This is a genomic window from Streptomyces sp. NPDC043680 (assembly GCF_056436685.1).
On sequence record NZ_JBWKCE010000014.1, the window covers coordinates 1 to 19,826 of the forward strand.

Sequence of the window (19,826 nt, forward strand, 5' to 3'; positions counted from 1 at the left end):
CCCGCGGAGCGGGTACCCCAGCGCTGCGCGCTGGGCAAGCGAACACCCGCGCTTCGCGCGGGTGTTGCGCTCCCGCTCCGCGGGAGCGCTGGTGGGACGCTGCGCGTCCCACCCACCCCCGGTGCTGCGCACCGGGGGTGACGCTCCGTTCGCTGCGCTCTCGGAGCTGTGGGCCTGTGGCCCACTTCCCGGGCTTCCGCTTCGCTTCAGCCCGGGGCGGCGGGTCCGCTGCGCTCCCCCGCCTCAACGGTCCTTCCGGCTGCGCCTCCAGTTTCCGGGGCCCGCTGGCGCGGGCCTAGCTGGCTACGGTGGTGGGGCTTGTTCGTGTGGGTTCCAGCGTAGCGCGTGCATCATAAAGATGCAGCATGTAACGTTGGCAGAAGTGCAGGACATGGTCTTCGGTCGTTGAGATTATTCGAGCCACTCTTTCCAGCGGGGATGAGCTGGATCGCAATATCCGTCTTCGATGGCCTGCTGATAAAGCCGCTGCGGGTCATCCGGGGTTCCGAAAGAGGAGAGGGCGCAGTCGGGGTAGACCGGCTGCAGACCATACCAACCAATCGACACTATCAGCATGATCAGGAGGGTCGCGAGAAGGTGCTTCCGCGTAGGAGGACCTGAAATAGGACGGATCATGCAGAGAGCATAGGGCAACTGTCATTTATCTGATTGCCTGAGGGTTCTCTGTGCCCCATGCATACCAGAAGTGGACATTGTGACTGCCGTTCAGCTTAGGGAGCATCAGGTAGACCAGCGCTCCGCGTTTCGCAGGTGGGTGGGATTCCCTGCAAGGTCATCTGTGCCCCCGCAGGGTGCCCGGGGCACGATCGTGTCAGCGACCGGCTCGGGCAAGACGATCACGGCCGCCGCGTGCGCGTTGGAGTCGTTCTCGGACGGCCGGATCCTCGTGACGGTGCCGACCCTGGACCTGCTCGCGCAGACCGCCCAGGCGTGGCGGCTGGTGGGCCACACCGCCCCGATGGTCGCGGTGTGCTCGCTGGAGAACGACCCGGCCCTGGGCTCGCTGGGGGTCCGCACCACAACGAACCCGATCCAGCTCGCCCTATGGGCCGGGCACGGGCCCGTGGTCGTGCTCGCCACCTACGCCTCCCTCGTGGACCGCGAGGACACCGACGCACCCGAGGGCCAGCGGAAGGTCCGCGGGCCGCTGGAGGCCGCCCTGGCGGGCGGGAAGCGGCTGTATGGCCAGCGCATGGACGGCTTCGACCTCGCCATCGTGGATGAGGCGCACGGAACCGCTGGTGATCTTGGCCGTCCGTGGGCGGCGATCCACGACAACCAGCGGATCCCCGCGGACTTCCGGCTCTACCTGACCGCGACCCCGCGCATCCTCGCCGCTCCCCGGCCGCAGAAGGGCACCGGCGGCCAGGAGGCGGAGCTCGCGACCATGACAGACGACCCGGAGGGCACCTACGGCGCGTGGATCGCGGAGCTCGGGCTCTCGGAGGCGATCGAGCGCGAAATCCTCGCCGGATTCGAAATCGACGTGCTGGAGATCCGCGACCCCTCCCCCGCGCTCGGGGAGTTGGAGGAGGCGCAGCGGGGCCGGCGCCTGGCGCTGCTGCAGACCGCACTCCTGGAGCACTCCGCCGCCTGGAACCTGCGCACCGTCATGACCTTCCACCAGAAGGTCGAGGAGGCCGCCGCGTTCGCCGAGAAGCTGCCCCAGACGGCGGCCGAGCTGTACGTCAACGATGCCTCGGACGAGGACCTGGCGCAGGCGGCGAAGTTGCCCGCGTCGTCGATCGACGCGGAGTTCTACGAGCTGGAGGCCGGCCGCCACGTCCCGCCCGACCGGGTCTGGTCGGCGTGGCTGTGCGGCGACCACCTCGTCACCGAGCGCCGCGAAGTCCTGCGCCAGTTCGCCAACGGCATCGACGCGGCCGGGCGCCGGGTCCACCGCGCCTTCCTCGCCTCCGTACGCGTCCTCGGAGAAGGCGTCGACATCACCGGCGAACGCGGAGTCGAGGCGATCTGCTTCGCCGACACCCGCGGCTCCCAAGTCGAAATCGTCCAGAACATCGGCCGGGCGCTGCGCCTGAACCGCGACGGCTCCACGAAGGTCGCACGGATCATCGTGCCCGTCTTCCTGGAGCCCGGCGAGGACCCCACCGACATGGTCGCCAGCGCCTCTTTCCGCCCCCTTGTAGCGGTCCTCCAGGGCCTGCGTTCGCATGACGAACGTCTGGTCGAGCAGCTCGCCTCCCGGGCGCTCACGAGCGGAAAGCGCAAGGTTCACGTCCGGCGGGACGAGGACGGGCAAATCGTCGGGGCCGGCGGCGCGGGCGACGGCCAGGAGGACGACGACACCCAGACTGCCGCCGAAGCGGCCCTGCTGCACTTCTCCAGTCCGAGGGACGCGGCGACCATCGCGGCCTTCCTGCGGACCCGGGTCTACCGGCCGGAGTCCCTGGTGTGGCTGGAGGGCTACCAGGCCCTGCTCCGGTGGCGGAAGGAGAACGAGATCACCGGCCTCTACGCCGTTCCGTATGACGTCGAGGTCGAAATGGGGGTGACGAAGGATTTTCCGCTTGGCCGATGGGTGCATCAGCAGCGGAAGGCGCTCCGGGCCGGGGAACTGGAGGAACGGCGCAGAACGCTGCTCGACGCCCCCGAGGCCGGGATGGTCTGGGAGCCCGGCGAAGAGGCATGGGAGAACAAGCTCGCCGCGCTCCGCTCCTACCGCCGGGTCACCGGACACCTCGCACCCCGACAAGACGCCGTCTGGGGCGAAGACGACCAGATGGTGCCCATCGGCCAGCACATGGCCAACCTCCGCCGCAAAGGCGGTCTCGGGAAGGACCCGAAGCGGGCGGCGGAGCGCGCGGCGCAGCTCGCCGCGATCGACAAGGACTGGAACTGCCCCTGGCCCCTGGACTGGCAGCGGCACTACCGCATCCTGGCCGACCTGGTCGACGCCGACGGACACCTGCCCGACATCGCCCCCGGCGTGCTGTGGGACGGCGACGACATCGGACGCTGGCTCCGACAGCAACGGCAGCCGGCTATCTGGGCGCGGCTGCTGCCCGAGCAGCAAGATCGGCTGACCGCGCTGGGCGTGGAACCCGCCCAGGCGCCGCCTCCGGCCCCGGCGGCCGGTCGTGGTGTGAAGGGTCCGGGCAAGGCGCAGCAGCCGTTCCAGCGGGGCCTGGCAGCCCTCGCGCAGTGGGTCGAGCGGGAAGGCGCCCACCGGCCGGTCCCACGCGGCCACAGCGAAGAGATCACGGTCGAGGGCGAGGCGGAGCCGGTGATGGTGAAGTTGGGCGTGTGGGTCTCGAACACCAAGGCCCGGCGCGACAAGCTCAGCATGGAGCAACGGGACGCACTACGGGCATTGGATGTCGAATGGGCATAAGCGGACAGTCGACCTCGTACACGCGCTCACTCGTGAGCCGCAGTGGACAGCCCGTGCCCTGCTGGAAGGGGTCGTGTGCACCCTGGTGAGCCCGCTATCCCAGGCGGGCGTAACGCGAATTTCAGGGTCTATACGCCCATTGCAGGAAACGTGCAAAGCGCCCCGGCTTTCGCGTCTTCCCCATCACCACGTCTTTCTCGTTCCGGAAGTAGTTGATCACCGGGCTCGAGTGGTGAAAGAACTGGTCTCTCTCTTGGTCTGGTATTCCGTCGGCGACCCATTCGTATCTGATGCCGATCGGGCCAATGTAGGCAGCCATGGCACAGGAGGTGAACCTCGTCATGTCGCGGGATATCCAGGGCGCGACCGGGCTGATCGACAATCCGCGCCCATAGGATTTACTGACGGAGTCGGTGGAGATGATCACCATGTGACCATCGGCCATGTCTTCTGCACCGTTCATGAAATCGCGCAGCGACTGCGGAACAGGAAAACGGTCCCTGACCATCCGGCACCCGAAGTGCTTGGCATGATACCGAGCCAGGTCCAGTGACTTCTGCCGCCACTCGGATCCGTACAGTGACCCCAGGTCGAGCCCTGGCAAGATCCTCAGCAGGTGCGTCTCGACGTACTGTGCGTAGGTGTCGTAGGCGAAATCGAAGGGCTTAGAAGTTTCGTTGTTGCACGGCGCGCACATCGACTTGGGAAACTTGACCACACCATAGCGGTCCCGCTTGAGGCCGCCCTTTCCCCGTATCTCGCGTCGCTGTTCTCCGTCTCCCCAGACCAGCACCTCGCCATCGCCCATCAGGCGCGCCAGGCTGGTTCGTTTGAACTTGTGTTCTCCGGTGGTGGCCGGTCGACTCTCACACCACCAGCACATCGTGCTCTCAGGGGCCAGGAGGTGTGCGTAGCCTGCCGGATCGGCGAATTCGGCTCCCTCGAAGTCGGGGTTGAAACTCGTCACGTGTGATCTCCGTTCTCGGCGCTCTTCACCTGTCCGTGCGCCCACCGGCCCGGGCGGCCGTGTGCTGGCGGGCCCGGTGCGAACCCCGCTCACCACAGCCTTTCCCGACCTGGGCGTCGCCGCCCGTGGTCGACTGCTGCTAGTCGTCGCCAGTTCTCTCATAGCCGACGTCCGCCAATCCTGCCCCGAAGATGCCGGAACTGGCGGGCAGCGCCGAGCGGTGCGGGAGAACTATTGCTGCGGGGAGCAGGCCCTGTCGGTTGGCCGGTGGGAGAGGTGGACGTGGGACAGATCGAACAAGGGCTGGAGCGTGCGTTGCGCACGCGCCCCGTTCCCTCAAGCACGGAGGCCCGCCTACGGTTTCTGCTGGCGACGCACCGCGGTTCAACCCGGAAGGTGGCCACCGTGCTGGGGGTGTCGCAGCGCACTGTGCAGCGGTGGGTGACGAAGAAGCCAGGAGCGCGTCGTCCCCCGGGTCCGGCGCAGGGTCTGGCGATCGAGGAAGCAGTGCTGGCTCGGTGGCAGCCGCGAGTACGGGCTTGTCGGCGTGCCCAGGCTGAGGCGGAGGGGTTCGTCTTCCATACCCGTGCGCGATTCGGGTTCGCGGCTCCGGCAGGCTCCTCGGACGATCCGCGGGTGCGGTGGATCACCCAGGATCTGCCGGGAGAGGTGGCTCGGGAACTGTTCGCCGCTCGGGATGCCGGCGCGGGTGAGCAACAGCAGACGGTGATCCTGGCCCGGGCGATGGGGCACGCCTACTTTCGCGAGTGGGGCCGCCGGGCCCACGGGCTGCACGTGGCTTTCAGCGACGTCGAGTTCGCCGAATTCTCGATCGGCTGAGCCTGCCTCATCCAGCGCCCGCGTCAGGGGTCAGGGGCGCGAGGGTTTGGCGCGCCTGGCTGGTACTGCTTCGTACCTCTCGGCTTCCTGCCGCTCGCGCCAGTCCCACTCCACACGGCCGACTGGGCCTTGGCGGCGGGCTGCGGGCGGCTGGGGCGGGCGCAGCCTGGCTATCTCCGCCACGCGCAGCAGGGGCGTACGGTCTCCTGGCGCGGCGAGCAGCTCCTGGTCCTCGCCGGAGACGAGCCGGGTGAAGCAGGCCGCGGCCCGCAGGAAGATGCCCGCCCAGGGCGGTACGGGGTGGGCGGCGCAGCCGTCGGTGTAGCGGGTGCGGTCGTGCAGGGCGAGCGTGGCCGCGGTGGTGTCGTAGTCGCGGGGGCGGGCGGTGGCGAGTTGCTGGAGGGAGGCACCGGTGAACAGTGCGGCGGCGACAGCTGCGGCCAGGCGAGGGTGGGCGGTCGCCGCGTGCAGGCGGTGGGCGACCTTCTGGGCGGTGTGGGCGGTGAGAGGCGGGGGCGGTGGGCGGTGCCGCCAGGCGATCGGCGGTGGCGTGCACGGGGCGGTGCAGGGACGGGGGCTGTCGTAGGAGACGAGGCGGTCCAGTGCGGGCAGGGTGAGCCATCGGCTGGTCGGCCCGGCGGGCTCGTCTGCGGGCGAGGGTTCGGTGATAGGCGTGCCGTAGTAGTGACGGCGGGCTGCCTCGAAGTCGGCAGTGACGGAGTAGTCGGCTGTCCGCAGGGCTTGGTGCAGGGCGGCGGGAAGGTGCGGGCGGTGGCAGACCAGGGTCAGGTGGATACCGGTGAGGGCATGCAGCTCCAGGAGGCGCATCGTGCGGCGGGCGGTGAGGCGGTGGGCGCGCAGGACGGTCAGCCGGATCACGGGCAGGGCCGTCATCCATGCGGCGGCGGCTTCCCAGGCGGGCTGACGGCCGCCGGGAAAGCGGCCCGGGAGCAGGGGCGGTTTGCCCAGGGCGGCGAGAAGGTCGTGGGCGAGGCCGGTTTCGCTGGTTGTGCCGGGGCCGGGGTGCAGGGTGATCCGGCCGGACGGCGGGTGGTGGGCGGCCAGGGCAGTGTGGGTGTGGATCGCGTCGTCATGGCGGTCGATGACCACGGTGACGGACGGCGGCCGCACGGCGAGAGACATGGCGGCGTGGTGGTCAGGCGAGGCGGCTGAAGGCCCAGCGCAGCAGTTCCTGGTCGGCGCGGGGGCGGCCGGTGCGTGCCAGAGCGGTGCGGGTGTGGGCGGTCAGCTGGGCCCAGGCGCGGAAGTTGCCGTGCGCGGCATGCTGGTCGGCGAAGGTGATGTCCTCGGGGTCGGCGTCGGCCCAGACCGGGTGGAACAAAGGGATGACGTCGAGGACCTCGCTGGGGGTGAGGCGGGTGAAGTGCTGCCAGATGAAGATGCGGGAGGAGAGCATCGGTTCGCGGCGCAGCACGGTGTGGCAGCCCGCTCCACCGACGAAGACGATCGCCAGCTGGGTGGAAGGCTCGTCCCACAGGTAGCGGAAATACTCGAACGCCTCGCCATTGAGCCACTGGGCCTCGTCCACGAGGAAGGTACGAGGGCGTTCAGCCAAGGCGGTCTTCAGCAGGCGGTCGAATTCGCTGGGGTGGCGCGGTGGCTCGCCGGCCAGGTCGAGCGCGGTGAACAGCTCGTAGCGCACCGCTCGGGCGGTGGGACGGGCCCGGAAGGTGATCTTGCGGACGTCCTCGCCCGGTTCGAGTGCGCGCAGACAGGTGTTGACGGCGAGGGTCTTGCCGAAGCCGGCACCGCCGTGGATGCACATCATCGCGCGAGCAGCGACCGTGTCGCTGATGTTCTCGCGGGCGGTGAGCAGGGCGCGGGTGGTGACCACGGACGCGTCGGGCAGGTCGACGTACTGGTAGGTGGCCGCGGTCACGAGGCGTCTCCGTCTTCGTCGGTGGGGGAAGGTGCGGCCCGCCCGCCCGGGCCGTCGGGGACCGCAGAGGCTGAGTCACGGCCTGGCGGGCGCGCGGGGCGGGCCGGCGTGATCAGCGCAGCCAAGGAAGCTGGGGTGCGCCAGTCGGCCGGGGGCGCGGCAAGCGGGACGACGTCGGGCAGCGCGAGCTGCGACAGGTCGGCGTCAGCACTCTGGGCGAGTTCGGCGTCGGCCTGCGCACCGGTCAGCGCGCCGAGCCGCCGAGGGGGCTCGGCCCGGGTAGCGGCGGCGTAGCGCTCGCGCTGGGAAGCCTCCAGGTCCTTCCTCAAACGGCGGGCGCGGGCCGCCCGAGTTTTCCGTACGGCGCTGACCTGCTCCTCGGTTGCCTGGTCGGCCAGGTCCGCGGGGCCGAGGTAGCGGCCGGTGGCGACGTGGTAGACCTCGATGCGGTGGTCGTGGTGGGGCATGAAGCGGATGCGCACCTGGATGCCGGCCTGGCCGGTCATCCACGCACCCACGTAGTCGCGTTTCCTGAAGCGGATACCGCGGGTGGTCAGCGTGCGGGTGCCGGCGTCCCCCAACGTGAACGTCCACAAATCTGCGGCTGGCACGTCCCGCAGCGGGGTGGGATCGTCCTGCCACGCCTGAAGCGGAGTCCTGCCCCGCAAGGGCGCGGGATGGTGCTCGGTGTTCCACCACCGTGTCCACTCCAGCAGCCGAGCGGTGAAGTCCTCGAAGCCGAGCAGCACCTCGTCCTTCGACCGGGAAGCCCGTTTACCGGGGCGCGGCTGACGGGCATAGCCGGGCAGCGCGGCCAGGAACATGCTCTCCACCGCCCGGTTCAGACCCTCGACCGTGCCCTTGAGGTGCGGGGTATAGGCGGGCAGATCCTCCACCGTCACCTCCAGGAGATCGAACGCGGCACTCACCGTCCGGGACAGAAAGTCCTTGCCACGGTCCACCCGCACCTTCTCCGGCAAACCGCCGAACGGACCGTAGGGGTCCTCGCGCAGGACCGCGGAGCGCAGCGCGGCCAGCACCGACTCCCGCGACGGATGCACCGGCGTCACCGCGACCCCGGTGATCGCGTTGGTGGCACAGTCGATGAACCAGGTGATCCATGGCCTGCGGGTTCTGCCCTCAACATCGACCAGCACCGGGGCCTGGACGTGGTCGGTCTCCCACACGTGGTTGCGCCAGCCCCGCGGCCGGGCCAGGAACACATCATGCTTGCGCGCAGCCCGCTCCCCACCCGCAAGCCCCGCCCGCTCCCCCGGCGACAGATCCCGGCGGATCGCCCGATGCAGCGTTGTCAGCGACGGTGGGTCTGCAGCCGGGGACTGCCGAGCGGCACGCAGGACCAGTTCGCGATGAACCGCCCGCACGTTCCCTTTCCACAGTGCGAGCAGCCCTCGGACTTCGGGCGTGATCGTGAACCTCGCATCGGCCCGGGAGCGTGCGCCGGGGTAGGCGGCCGCGGTCTCATCGCTCTGAGCGGTGGCCAGCCAGCGCCACACCGTGCGCTCCGATACCCCCAGCGCATCCGCAGCCAAACGCACATGACCTGCTGTCAGGTTTCCCCCGGCCCGCAGAGCGCGCAGCCGCCGCACCGCAGGCCCGCGGAGTGCCGTTCTCGACACTGCAGGCAGCGCACTACCCGCAGGGACAGCACCCTGGTCCTCCATGCCCCCGCACCCCTGCCGCCCACTAAAGACCGGTCACCGACCACGGTGCCGCCACGCGGCCCCCGAAGGATCAGAAGTGCCGTTCTCAAGACAGTGGAGCGGAGTGGGGTGTACCAACCCATGACAGTGACACCCGCTCCAGATACCGCTTCATGACAGTGCCCCCGCCCACTCCCCTCCCCCAGCCAGCGGAAACACCCCGACCTGACATACCGTCACTGACACCCACCCACCGACACCCACCCGGCACATCGCACCTGGCCGACTTCGCGACCCTGCTCGGCATCCCCACTCGTGACCTGGCCGCCTTGACCGGCATCGGACCACCCGACCAGACCCCGCCACGGAACCCAGCGGCAGCCGACGTCGCCGAGCTGATCTGGGACACCCGGCACCTGACCGCCGCCCAGGTACAACACATCAGCGACAAGGCCAAGGCCCTGCAGCAGGACTGACCTCACGCGCTACACGAACGACAGGCAACCTTCACTGGAGATCGACAGCGACCTTCACCAACAAAAACGACATCCCCAGCCCACCCACCCCAACCACCAGGAAAAACGCCTCACACACCCAGCGCAAACAACTGACACCACCCACCGAAAATCACACGACGCCGCCCAGCCAGCCTTTGTCCTGCTCCCCTCGCCGGCTACCGAGACGGCTCCAATGAACAGCGTGGCGGCCGGAGTTCACGCAGACCGTAGTCAGGTGGCAGCCATCCCCTCTTCCTCCTGTCGATGGTCCTCTGTGTGTGGGGCGGGGGAGGGTACGGGCACCCGTACATCCGCTCAGGGCCAGGCGCAGCCCACTGGCGCCGGTAGTAAACCGTGCACACAGGCCAGACGGTCTTCTCCGGCAGCTGTGGCAGTCACCAGCTCAATGGCCCGGCATCTGGCTCTGCGCGGTCGCGGAGTCCGGCCCTGGCATGGAGCCGGGGCCGGACGATGGGTGCGATGTCCATCGGCAGCACCGTACGGAGTCCACTGGTTGGGGCCTTGGGCGCTTCGCGTAGTCGGGCACAAGGTCCGGAGCCCTCCGCTTCCGCACCCAGACGCTTCACCCGGCTGGCGTAGTCCGCCTGGGACGGCCACAGGCACCAGGCACGCTCATCGAGGTCGTGGCCACGCCGCGGTGCGTCAATGCCGGCAGGACGGCCGGACGCGGAGCAGCTCGGTCCGCAGCACGGGTGTGCCGTCGACCGGTGCCGGGTCCTCCGTGGTCGGCTCGATTCCTCCGGCGGCGGTTTTGTCGAGTGTTGCCAGGCCGTCGGGGCCGACCGTGCCGAACACCGTGTAGTTCGGCCGCAGTGCGGAGTCGCCGTAGACGACGAAGAACTGTGAGCCGTTCGTGTCCGGACCGGCGTTGGCCATCGCCAGCAGGCCGCGCCCGTACAGGCGGCGCGCGCCGGTCGGATCGGTCGGTGCGGGTGGCAGATCCACCGGCAGTTCGTCCTTGTACTTGTACCCGGGCCCGCCCTCACCGGTACCGGTCGGGTCACCGCACTGCAGGACCTTCAGCGTCGGGTACGCCGTCAGACGGTGGCACACCGTACGGTCGTAGAACCCATGCCGTGCCAGGTGCAGGAAACTCTGGACCGTGCACGGCGCCTTGGCCCGGTCCAAGTGCAGCGGGAGCGGGCCCTGGCTGGTCGGAACAGCCATATCAACCGTGCCACGGCTGGGGGTGCGCCGCGGGTCAGGCGGCAGCGGAACAGGACGCGCGGGCGGCTCGTCCGGGGTCTGTGTGTATTGGCAAGGGCCGTGCGTCGTGCGCGGCGGAGCACCGTCGGAAGCGGTGGCGACACTCCCCCCGGACACAACTAACGCCACGGCCGCGAATGCGCTGATCAGTGCCCGTTTCATCTCGCACGTCCTCCCGATGATCGCCAAGTCCTGGAGCGGTCGCAGTCTAGGGCGCGGGTTTGGTCCCCGGGAATAGTCAACGGCAGGAGGCCGGCCCGGCCGACCCCGAGGTCCTCGCCCTCCAGCTGATGTCCCTGCTCGACAGAGCCACTGGCGCTGTAGGCGTCGGCCGCACCACAGGCTCCAGACGGCCCTCACGCGCCTCCGCCAGCCCCTTCCACACCGTCCGAACCGTCCGAACCGTCCGAACCGTCCGAACCGTCACACCGGCAGCCTCCGCCATCACCCGCACATGCAGCAACGACACCTACCCCGCACCCTGGTCCACCGCCGACAACCGACGCACCACCACACCCCACGCCAACCGGCCGCCCTCACCCGTACCCACCAGCACAGCCCGGCCCTGGCCGGCCGCATACAGGAACGGGCAACCCCATGACAGCCACCCACCCAGCTGCCATGCAGCCTGTGGCGGCAGCTTCGTCACCCCACGACAGCCGAAATCAGCAGCCCGACACGACCACCAACACGGCAGTACCCGGCCTACATCAGGCCCGCAACACAGCCAGCCCCCCAATCACCCGCTGACAACCAACCACTGCCACCACCCCACCCATTCACAGGTTTACGGGGTTGCTGTCGCGGCGGGGATGTCGACGCGGGCGGCCCTGCGGGCGGGCCAGAGCGAGGCGAGCAGCGAGCCTGCCAGGGCGATCAGGATGGTGAGGGCGAGGCGGCCCCAGGGCAGGACCAACTCGTAGCCCGCGACGTTCGCTTGGAGGGTGCGTCCCAGTGCCCAGCCGAGGAAGACGCCCATGACCGTGCCGAGGGTCGCGCCGAGCGCGCCGAGGAGCAGGGCTTCCAGGCGGATCATCCGGGTCACTCCGGCGCGGTCCAGACCGAGGGCGCGCAGCGTGCCGAGCTCCTTGCGGCGTTCGAGGACGGACATGGCGAGGGTGTTGGCGATGCCCAGTGCGGCGATCACCAGGGCCATGCTCAGCAGGGCATGGAAGACGTTGAGCTGGTCGCCGATGCCACGGCTGCCCTGGGCGCGGATGTCTGCCTGGTCGAGGACGCTCAGCGTGGGGTTGTCGCCGAGGGCGTGGGTGACGCCTGCGAGCGCGGCCCGGCTGGGTCCGCCGTCCGTGGCGACGAGGATCCCGGCGGTGCTCGGGGTGGAGTCGTAGCGGGCGACGAGGGAGTCGGGTGCGGTGATGCTGGGCATCAGGTCGCTCTGCTCGTCCGCCTGGTAGATGGCGCCGATGGTGAGGCTGCCGCGCTGGTCGTTCTGCCTCTCCAGGGGCAGGGTCTGCCCGACGTGCCAGCCCGCCTGCTCGGCCTTGAAGTCGGCCACGGCGATCTGGCCCTTGGCAAGGCTGTCGAGGGAGCCTTCGACCACGTCGTACCGCAGCAGTTTGCCGATGGTGGCGGGGTCGACGCCGGTCAGGACGGACTCGCTGCCGCCCAGGCGGTATCCGGTGGACTGGTTGAGCGGGCTGTACGTGGCGCCGGCCAGCCTCTTCAGGGGTGCGGCGGTGGTGGGGGTCATCCGCTGGCCGCCCACGGACTTCACCACGTAGTCGGCGCTGAGGGCGTGGGTGGTCGCGCGGTCGAGGTACTGGGTGGCCGAGGCCCCCAGGACGGACAGGCCCGAGGCGAGGGTGAGGGCGATGGCGAGCGCGGCGGCGGTGGCGCCGGTGCGGCGCGGGTCGCGCACGGTGTTGCGGGCGGCGAGGTCGCCGTGTACCGGGGCCAGGCGGGTCAGCAGCGGCCGGAACAGGGTGACGACTGGCCGGGACAACAGCGGGATGAGGCCGATCGTCCCGGTCAGGGCGAGGGCCGCGCCGAGGCCGATGACGGTCCGGGCGTCCTTCCCTGTGGTGAGGGCTCCGTACACGACGGTGGCGGTGCCGGTGAGCACCAGTGCGGCGCCGAGGCCGGTACGCAGGGAGCCGGGGCGTGCGGGGGCCGTGTGCTCGGCGGCGCTGAGCGCGGCGACGGGCGGGATGGCCATGGCCCGGCGGATCGGGAGCCATGCGGCGACCATGGGCAGGAGGGTGCCGACCAGCATGGAGATGATCACGGTGGCCGGGGTGAGGACGAGCGGCGCGGCCGGGGTGTCGGCGAAGAGCGTCTGGAGCAGGGTGGCGGCCCCGGTGCCGACGGCGAGGCCGGCCACGGAGGCGATCGCGCCGACGAGGAGGGACTCGGTGAGCAGGATGCGCCGCACCTGCTCGCGGGTGGCTCCGACGGCCCGCATCAGGGCCAGCTCCCTGGTGCGCCGGGCGACCAGCATGGTGAAGGTGTTGGAGATGAGGAAGGTGGCGACGAACAGGGCGACCGCGGCGAAACCGACCAGGATCTGGCTCATGGTGCTGGTGTCGCTGGTGGCGAGGTTCGCCTTGATCTGGGCGAGCTGCGCCCCGGTGACCGCGCTGGTGCCCTTGGGCAGCACCGATTCGACGCGGTTGAGGAGCTGCGTCACGTCAGTGCCGGGTGTGGCCGTGAGTTCGATGTTCGTGTAGCGGCCAGGTTCGAGGAAGAACTTCTGGGCGGTGGCGCCCTCGAACAGCGTCAGGCTGCCCCCGGCGCGGAGCTTGGTCCCGTCGGTGCGGAAGATGCCGCTGAGGGTGTAGGAGGAGGCGCCCTTGTTCGTGCCGACGCGCACGGTGTCACCGACGTGGTAGCCGCCCTTGGCGGCGGTGGCCTCATCGAGGGCGATCGTGTCGCTGCCGGTCGGGCCGGAACCCTCGGTGAAGCGGTATGCGGGGTCCTTGCCGTCCGCCGCCGGGGCGAAGTTGCCGCCCTGGGCGTCCTTGCCGTTGCCGAGGGGCTTGCCGTCGCGGTCGGCGACGGCGGCGAAGCCGTCGACCCGGCCCACGGCGGCGGCGACGCCGGGGAGCTTGGCCAGCGCGCTCGTGGTGTGGGCGTCGAGGTCGCCCGGTCGGCCGCCGTTTGCGGGGTCGGCTTCGGCGGAGACGTTGACGGCGATGCGCTCGTAGCCGTCGGTCGCCTTGGTGGTGGTGGCCTGGTTCAGGCTGTCGCCGTAGACGAGGCTGCCGGTGATGAAGGTGACGCCGAGCATGACCGCGAATGCGGTCATCAGTAGGCGGGCCTTGTGCGCGAACACGTTGCGCAGGGCGGTACGGAACATGGGTGCGGATCCTGGGAGGCGGGCTCGACGGAGGCGAGCGGGTGGGCTGGCTGGCTGGCTGGCTGGTGCGGTGCCGGCGGAGGAGCTGGTCGTCAGGTGGTGCGCGCGCGGGTGTCGAAGTCCTTCATCCGGTCCAGGACCCGGTCCGGGGTGGGGTGTGCCATCTCGTCGACCAGGCGGCCGTCGGAGAGGAAGACCACGCGGTCCGCGTAGCCGGCGGCGACCGGGTCGTGGGTGACCATGACCACGGTCTGGCCCAGTTCGCGCACCGAGTCGCGCAGGAAGCCGAGGACCTCGGCGCCGGCGCGGGAGTCGAGGTTGCCGGTGGGCTCGTCGCCGAAGATGATCGCGGGCCGTGAGGCCAGGGCGCGGGCCACCGCTACGCGCTGCTGCTGCCCGCCGGACAGCTGCGCGGGCCGGTGGTCGAGGCGCTGGGAGAGGCCGACCATGGAGATCACACGGTCCAGCCACTGCTGGTCGGGGCGACGACCGGCGATGGTCAGCGGCAGCGTGATGTTCTCCAGGGCGGTCAGCGTCGGCAGCAGGTTGAACGCCTGGAAGATGAAGCCGATCCGGTCGCGACGCAGCGCGGTGAGCTGTCGGTCGCCCAGCGTGCTCAGTTCGGTGGTACCGACGCGCACCGAGCCGGAACTGGGCGAATCGAGCCCGGCGGCGCAGTGCATCAGGGTGGACTTGCCGCAGCCCGACGGCCCCATGATCGCGGTGAACTCGCCCTCCCGGAAGTCGATGCTGACCCGGTCCAGGGCGACGACACGGGTGTCACCGCTGCCATAGACCTTCGTCAGGTCGGTGGTGGCGGCCGCGATCCCGGTCGTCGTACGCAGCTCGTGCGGGGCAAGGGAGTGGGCGGTCACAGGGGGCTCCTCTTCGGGTGCGGAAGGTGCACTTCGAAGGGTGTCCGGGGAACGTATCGGGGTCTGGGCCACCGCGTATCGGCAGCCACTCCCCTTCGTATCGGTTCTGTAGCAGGGACCGGGCGGTCAGGCCGGCAGGCGCAGGGTGGCGACGGCACCGCCGTCCGGGGCGTTGTCCAGGCGCAGTTCGGCGCTGAGGAGCCGGGCCTGGCCCAAGGCGATGGTCAGGCCCAGGCCGTGGCCCGAGCCGCGCTCCGTCGCGCCCGTGTGGAAGCGGCGCGGGCCGTCGCGCAGCAGGTCCGGCGGGAAGCCGGGGCCGTGGTCGCGGACGACGACGGTACGGCCCACGACCGTGACCTGTACCGGGGTGCCCCCATGCCGGTGGGCGTTGACGACGAGGTTGCTGACGATCCGCTCGAGGCGGCGCGGGTCGGTCTCCACGGTCTGCGCGGCCTCTTCGCCCAGTGCGTCGGCGACGGTGACTTCGGTGTCGAGGCCTGTGCGCGTCACGGCCTCGGACACGACCGCCCCGAGCGGGACACGGGCGCGGACCGGCTGCTCAGCCCCGACGTCGAGCCGGGAGATCTCCAGGAGGTCCTCGACCAGGCCGCGCAGGTCGCGCACCCGGGCCCGGAGCAGATCCTCCGTCTCACCGGGCGGCAGCAGGTCGGCGGCGGCCAGCAGGCCGCCGACGGGCGTGCGCAGCTCGTGGGCCACGTCCGCGGTGAACTGGCGCTCGGTGCGCAGTCGTCGGCTGAGACTGTCGGCCATGAGGTCGACGGTGGCAGCGATGTCGGCCACCTCGTCGCGGCCCTTGGTGGGCCCGGTCCGGGCATCCAGGTCCCCGGCCGAGATCCGAGCCGCGGTCTCGGAGACCCGCCGCAGCCGGCGGCCCAGCAGCCCGGCCCCGTAGACCGCCAGAGGCATGGCCGCCGCGAGCGCGACCAGCGAGGCCACCGCCATGACCACGTCGAGCCGGCGCAGGTCTTGGAGCCATGTGCTCATGTTGACCTGAACGGCCAGCACCCGGCTGCCGGGGCCGTCAACCCGCTGGGCGGCCCAGACGCTCGGGCCCAGGTTCCCGTTGACGCGCCCGTCGTAGGCCGTATGCCGGTCGCCGTCGGCCGGGTACCGCAGTGCGGCGGGCAGCTCGGCCGGATCGAGCTCGGCGCCGTCCGCGAGAGCTCCGGTGCGCCGGTAGGTGTCCATGGCCGAGTACATGGTGTTGAAGGCGTCGGCTTCGGCCCGGTCGCGGATGTCCTTCGCGGTCCAGACGTGCACCAGCACGCCCACCGCCGCCACGACCAGGCAAGCCGTGGCCGCGGCCAGCGCGGCGATCCTCCACCGCAGGGGCACACGGGCCGGCCGCGGCCGGTTCAGCGGGCGCACCGGCCTCAGCGCCTGAGCTTGTAGCCGAAGCCGCGGACCGTCTCGATCCGATCCCGGCCCAGCTTCCTGCGCAGCCGCTGCACACACAGGTCCACGACCCGGCTGTCGCCGTCCCAGCCGTACTCCCACACGTCCCGCAGCAGGGTGTGCCGCTCCAGCACGATGCCCGGGTGGGTGGCGAACTCCAGCAGCAGCTTCAGCTCGGTCGGGGTCAGCGCCACCGGGCTTCCGGAGACGAACACCTCCAGGCCGCCGGTGTCGATGGTCAGGTCACCGAAGACCAGCAAGGTCTCCTCGGACGGTGGCGGCCCGTCGCCCGTGAGCCGTGCGGGACCTGCGGTGGGCGCGTACGTCGCCCGACGCAGCAGCGAGCGGATCCGCGCCACGAGCACGTAGGTGTCCACGGGTTTGACCACGTAGTCGTCTGCCCCGGCCTCCAGACCGGCGACGACGTCGAGCCCGTCGCCGCGAGCGGACATCATCAATACCGGCACCAGGCTGGTCTCCCGGACTCTGCGGCACAGACCGATCCCGTCCAGACCGGGCAGCATCACGTCCAGAATCAGCAGGTCGAAGCTCTCCTCGCGGAAGAGCTCAAGGCCCGCGAGACCGTCGGCCGCGGCCGACATCTCGTAGCCGTAGCGCTCCAAGGCCACGGTGAAGGACCGGCGCATCAAGTCGTCGTCCTCCACCAGCAACACGTGGACAGGGCGCGAAGAGGCCGGAGCCGGGGCGGACGAGGACACGGGCGGAACACTCCTGCTCAGACAGGTCAGACGGTTCAGGTGAGGCATCGGTCCCGTACGCACTGAACGCGCGATCGGCGACCTTAAAGGAACGATAAGACAGACACCGGACCCGGCAACCGCGTCACACGGCGGACCCGCATCGCGCCCCCACCACCCCTTGCACCCGTAAACCTCCAGGCCGGATGGGGTGGAACGGCTCCGGCAGGTGTCGGGTCCACGGCGTGTCGGCTCGCGGCCTCCCTTCGCCGCGGCCGGGCTCACCGGCCGATTCGATGGGCAATGAAGCGTTCCCTGATACCCGCCCGATACAAAACCCGAGTTCAGTGCGTGACGGCCTGCCGGCCGGGCGGCGGATAGGCCGGGCCGCCCGGCCCCCGAGACGTACGCCCCGGCTCTCGTCCGCTACGACGTCGAAGTCCTCCGAGGTCATGTTGTAGTCCGCGCGAAGCCACCGCTTGCGCTCCTTGTCCGCGAAGCACCGCCGACAGACACGGGCCTCCCCGTTCTCGTACCAGCCGACTTCCGCGAACACTCAGGGGCTGTATAGCCGTGGTCACGCATGTACTCCCGGCATAGGCGGACCGAGAGCGCCAGGAGGAACTCCTGGGGGTGTAAGTCGCGGGGGCCTGGACGACGAACCCGAAGTCAGCGCGCTTCACACTCGTCTCCAGCAGGGTCGTCTTCCCGCTTCCCCGTGGGCCAGACACAGCGATCGTGCCGTCTTCGAGGTGGGCGAGTTTGCGGTCAAGCTGCCGCCGAGCCTCGGTTTCGACCACCGCGCCATCCCGGGTGCCCAGCGCATCGTCCCCGTCGGGGATGAACAGCGAGTCAGGGTCATCTCCGAGGTTGAGCCGGACCAGGTGCAGTGCGGTGGTACGGGCGACCTGCGCGCTCGCGTGCCTGCCGGACCGCCCTATGGCTCGGCTCGCGGGTGAGGACTCACTGATGGCAATGGCTCGATAGAGGGGAGGCTGCAGCTCAGAGGTGATTGTGGCGGGGTCAGCGCCGTGGGCGTTTACCAAAGAGGCGTGCGATAAGGGGGTCGGCCAAGGCGACGCGTACACACCTGCGGTAGATGCCGCTCTCCTCAGGTTCGAGAAAGTCGTGGATTTTCGCCGACCAGGACTCCCTGATGGCCTGTAACGGCTGCAGCAGGATCCGTGTGCCCTTCCCCCGAGTGCCAGAACCAACGGATGCTCTCGACCTGCACTGGCATGGAGCGGCCCTGTCACTGGATCCGGACATCAGCTGACTGGTTGCCAGTCACTGTCGTGACAGCGCCCCCTCAGGGCAGAAAAGCACCGCGTCCGGGGCGCATCCGTGTGCGCCGTCTGACAGTGAACCTGGTCGTGCGGGGTGAGCGCGCTGGAGGCCGACGGAGACTGGAACCTCCGCCGCCGAAGTCGGCCGCCGATGTGGATAGGGGAGGCGCTGCGCGCAGTGCTGTCGATGAGCTGGACTGGGTCAGCCTGCCAGTCGCGCGAGGGCCAGCGCGTGAGCGCGGTCAAGGGAGTCAGCAGCAGCGCAAGGGATGTCCGGCTGCACACCGGTGCCCTCCCAGTTCGTGCTGGAGACGGGGTTGATGGCGCGGCCGACGGGGACGGTGGCTTCCAGGTGCGGGTGCAGGGTCCAGCCGTTGCACGGGTGTGCGCCACCGCGGGTGGGCTCGCCGACGACTGTGGCGCGGCCGAGCTGCTGGAGGTCGTACGCCAGCTCCTCAGCGGCAGAGAAGGTGCTGTTGCTGGACAGCACATACAACGGCTTACTGCCGCCGAAGCGCGCTCCGGGAACGTGCGGCAGGCTCCAGGACTGCTCGGTGCGCTCGCTGCCGCGCCAGTACATGGTGTTGAGGTGGGTGCGCTCGTCGAGCAGGTAGCTGCAGACGAAGGCGACCGTGTCCGGGTCGCCGCCCCGGTTGGCGCGAAGGTCCACGATCAGCGCCTGGGCGCGGGAGGCCAGGGTGAGCGCGGCGCTCAGCGGTTCGGCGGTCCACTCCAGCGGAAACAGCATCGGTGCCAGCTCCACCACGGCGACCCCTCCGTCGAGCAACTGCACCCGGGGCGCACCGCCCAGCGAGGTGTCGAAGTCCCGGCGCATGGCGTCCCGGGTGGCCGCCCCCTGCTTCGGGGAGACCGGGTCGGCGTGGTGCTTCAGTCTCAGGTGTCGGTCGCCGTTGACGGACTGCAGGTCCACGGTGACCAGGCGGGCGAGCTCCTCGGCACCGTCGACGTCATAGGCCCCCTCGGCCAGGCGTCGTTGCAGCAGGCCGGCGAGCTGCTCGGCTATCTCGGGGAAAACGTAGTGCTCGGTCAGCAGCCGGGCTGTCTCGTCGATGACAGGGGCCGGCGCAAGCTTCGTCGGAGTGGTCATGGCAGGAAGTAGAGCACTGCCCTTGCGAAAGCGTCAACGAGTTTAGACACTTTCGGTATGCGTGATCAGCCTCCCTATCTGCCGCCTCCTGAAGACGTCCTGGAGATCGGTGCGCCTGAGCAGTTCGCGGCGCTCTCTCACCCGTTGCGTCAGCGGTTGCTCTTCGCCCTGGGCCGCCGGCCTGCCACCACCAGCCAGCTTGCGGCGCAGCTTGATGCGAAGAAGGGCAACGTGGCCCACCACCTCAAGGTGCTCCGCGATGCCGGGCTGGTCCACATCGCCGAGACCCGCCAGGTCCGCGGCGGCACCGAGCAGTACTACCAGCGCACGGCCCGTCACATGGTCGTCGCCGAACCCCAAGCAGCAGGCACCGCCGCGATGCTCGCGGCGGTCGCCCAGGAGCTGGACCGCTCTCCCGTCGATACCCACCTGACACTGCGCCACCTGTGTCTCAGCCCCGCGAAGGCAAGAGAACTCGGCGAGGCCCTCGCCCGACTGGTCGACGAGGCCGAGGAAGATGCAGAGGACCAGCCCCTGCACGGTGTGTTGGTGGCGCTCTATCAGCAGGCCCTGCCGACCAGCACCACCAGTTCCACCTAGGACTTGTCCGGACGATCTTTGGGTTGCCCTGGCTCTGCGAGGTCTTCGGCTTCCTT

At 69.9% G+C, this 19,826-nt stretch carries 15 protein-coding genes; 4 read left to right on the forward strand and 11 right to left on the reverse strand.

From position 1 onward, the window contains the following. Positions 1 to 411: 411 nt before the first annotated feature. Positions 412 to 576, reverse strand: coding sequence for a hypothetical protein (locus tag AC0666_RS24550; RefSeq protein WP_398911065.1), 165 nt, complete (start codon positions 574 to 576; stop codon positions 412 to 414). Between the two features lie 139 nt (positions 577 to 715). Between AC0666_RS24550 and AC0666_RS24555 the strand changes: the two genes are divergently transcribed. Beyond that, positions 716 to 3,376 carry a helicase associated domain-containing protein gene (locus AC0666_RS24555; protein ID WP_478708295.1) on the forward strand — a complete coding sequence of 887 codons (2,661 nt, stop codon included), beginning with the start codon at positions 716 to 718 and terminating at the stop codon, positions 3,374 to 3,376. Positions 3,377 to 3,497: 121 nt separating this feature from the next. Here AC0666_RS24555 and AC0666_RS24560 read toward each other — a convergent pair whose 3' ends face one another. Continuing rightward, complete coding sequence (locus AC0666_RS24560; RefSeq protein WP_468971701.1) at positions 3,498 to 4,343, reverse strand: hypothetical protein; 846 nt, start codon at positions 4,341 to 4,343, stop codon at positions 3,498 to 3,500. Between the two features lie 282 nt (positions 4,344 to 4,625). On the opposite strand from AC0666_RS24560, the gene tpg reads away from it, so the two are divergent. Next, positions 4,626 to 5,183, forward strand: coding sequence for a telomere-protecting terminal protein Tpg (gene tpg, locus AC0666_RS24565; RefSeq protein ID WP_478708296.1), 558 nt, complete (start codon positions 4,626 to 4,628; stop codon positions 5,181 to 5,183). A gap of 30 nt (positions 5,184 to 5,213) precedes the next feature. Here tpg and AC0666_RS24570 read toward each other — a convergent pair whose 3' ends face one another. The 3 genes from AC0666_RS24570 to AC0666_RS24580 are packed head-to-tail and all read right to left on the reverse strand — an operon-like array spanning position 5,214 to position 8,693. Next, on the reverse strand, positions 5,214 to 6,326 hold the full coding sequence (locus AC0666_RS24570) for a hypothetical protein (RefSeq protein ID WP_478708297.1): 1,113 nt from the start codon (positions 6,324 to 6,326) through the stop codon (positions 5,214 to 5,216). A 13-nt stretch (positions 6,327 to 6,339) separates the two neighbouring features. Further along, the gene (locus AC0666_RS24575; protein ID WP_478708298.1) at positions 6,340 to 7,083 is read right to left on the reverse strand and encodes an AAA family ATPase; all 744 of its coding nucleotides are present in this window, start codon (positions 7,081 to 7,083) and stop codon (positions 6,340 to 6,342) included. Next, complete coding sequence (locus AC0666_RS24580; RefSeq protein ID WP_478708347.1) at positions 7,080 to 8,693, reverse strand: transposase; 1,614 nt, start codon at positions 8,691 to 8,693, stop codon at positions 7,080 to 7,082. The genes AC0666_RS24575 and AC0666_RS24580 overlap by 4 nt, the downstream gene beginning before the upstream one ends. A 383-nt stretch (positions 8,694 to 9,076) precedes the next feature. On the opposite strand from AC0666_RS24580, the gene AC0666_RS24585 reads away from it, so the two are divergent. Continuing rightward, positions 9,077 to 9,223: a hypothetical protein gene (locus AC0666_RS24585; protein ID WP_468971707.1), complete on the forward strand. Its 147-nt coding sequence runs from the start codon at positions 9,077 to 9,079 to the stop codon at positions 9,221 to 9,223. Positions 9,224 to 9,907: 684 nt separating this feature from the next. Here the strand turns inward: AC0666_RS24585 and AC0666_RS24590 are convergent. The 6 genes from AC0666_RS24590 to AC0666_RS24615 form a co-directional block, all read right to left on the reverse strand. Further along, the gene (locus tag AC0666_RS24590; protein WP_468971709.1) at positions 9,908 to 10,432 is read right to left on the reverse strand and encodes a peptidylprolyl isomerase; all 525 of its coding nucleotides are present in this window, start codon (positions 10,430 to 10,432) and stop codon (positions 9,908 to 9,910) included. 826 nt (positions 10,433 to 11,258) lie between these two features. After that, the gene (locus AC0666_RS24595) at positions 11,259 to 13,787 is read right to left on the reverse strand and encodes an ABC transporter permease (protein WP_478708299.1); all 2,529 of its coding nucleotides are present in this window, start codon (positions 13,785 to 13,787) and stop codon (positions 11,259 to 11,261) included. Positions 13,788 to 13,879: 92 nt separating this feature from the next. Next, a complete protein-coding gene (locus tag AC0666_RS24600) occupies positions 13,880 to 14,632 on the reverse strand; it encodes an ABC transporter ATP-binding protein (protein ID WP_478708348.1) in 753 nt (250 codons plus the stop codon). Positions 14,633 to 14,788: 156 nt separating this feature from the next. Beyond that, entirely contained in the window at positions 14,789 to 16,051 is a 1,263-nt protein-coding gene (locus AC0666_RS24605; RefSeq protein ID WP_478708300.1) for a sensor histidine kinase, read from the reverse strand. 5 nt (positions 16,052 to 16,056) lie between these two features. After that, a complete protein-coding gene (cseB, locus tag AC0666_RS24610) occupies positions 16,057 to 16,845 on the reverse strand; it encodes a two-component system response regulator CseB (protein ID WP_478708301.1) in 789 nt (262 codons plus the stop codon). A 1,419-nt stretch (positions 16,846 to 18,264) separates the two neighbouring features. Further along, complete coding sequence (locus tag AC0666_RS24615; RefSeq protein ID WP_468587361.1) at positions 18,265 to 19,170, reverse strand: S41 family peptidase; 906 nt, start codon at positions 19,168 to 19,170, stop codon at positions 18,265 to 18,267. A 57-nt stretch (positions 19,171 to 19,227) separates the two neighbouring features. Between AC0666_RS24615 and AC0666_RS24620 the strand changes: the two genes are divergently transcribed. After that, positions 19,228 to 19,770: an ArsR/SmtB family transcription factor gene (locus AC0666_RS24620; protein ID WP_478708302.1), complete on the forward strand. Its 543-nt coding sequence runs from the start codon at positions 19,228 to 19,230 to the stop codon at positions 19,768 to 19,770. The last annotated feature ends 56 nt before the right edge of the window (positions 19,771 to 19,826 follow it).

Bases quoted from the DNA above. Each gene is read 5' to 3' on its own strand.
- AC0666_RS24595 (WP_478708299.1), bottom strand. From the start codon at position 13,787: ATGTTCCGTACCGCCCTGCGCAACGTGTTCGCGCACAAGGCCCGCCTA.
- AC0666_RS24620 (WP_478708302.1), top strand. From the start codon at position 19,228: ATGCGTGATCAGCCTCCCTATCTGCCGCCTCCTGAAGACGTCCTGGAG.
- AC0666_RS24615 (WP_468587361.1), bottom strand. From the start codon at position 19,170: ATGACCACTCCGACGAAGCTTGCGCCGGCCCCTGTCATCGACGAGACA.
- AC0666_RS24570 (WP_478708297.1), bottom strand. From the start codon at position 6,326: ATGTCTCTCGCCGTGCGGCCGCCGTCCGTCACCGTGGTCATCGACCGC.
- AC0666_RS24590 (WP_468971709.1), bottom strand. From the start codon at position 10,432: ATGGCTGTTCCGACCAGCCAGGGCCCGCTCCCGCTGCACTTGGACCGG.
- cseB (WP_478708301.1), bottom strand. From the start codon at position 16,845: ATGCCTCACCTGAACCGTCTGACCTGTCTGAGCAGGAGTGTTCCGCCC.
- AC0666_RS24550 (WP_398911065.1), bottom strand. From the start codon at position 576: ATGCTGATAGTGTCGATTGGTTGGTATGGTCTGCAGCCGGTCTACCCC.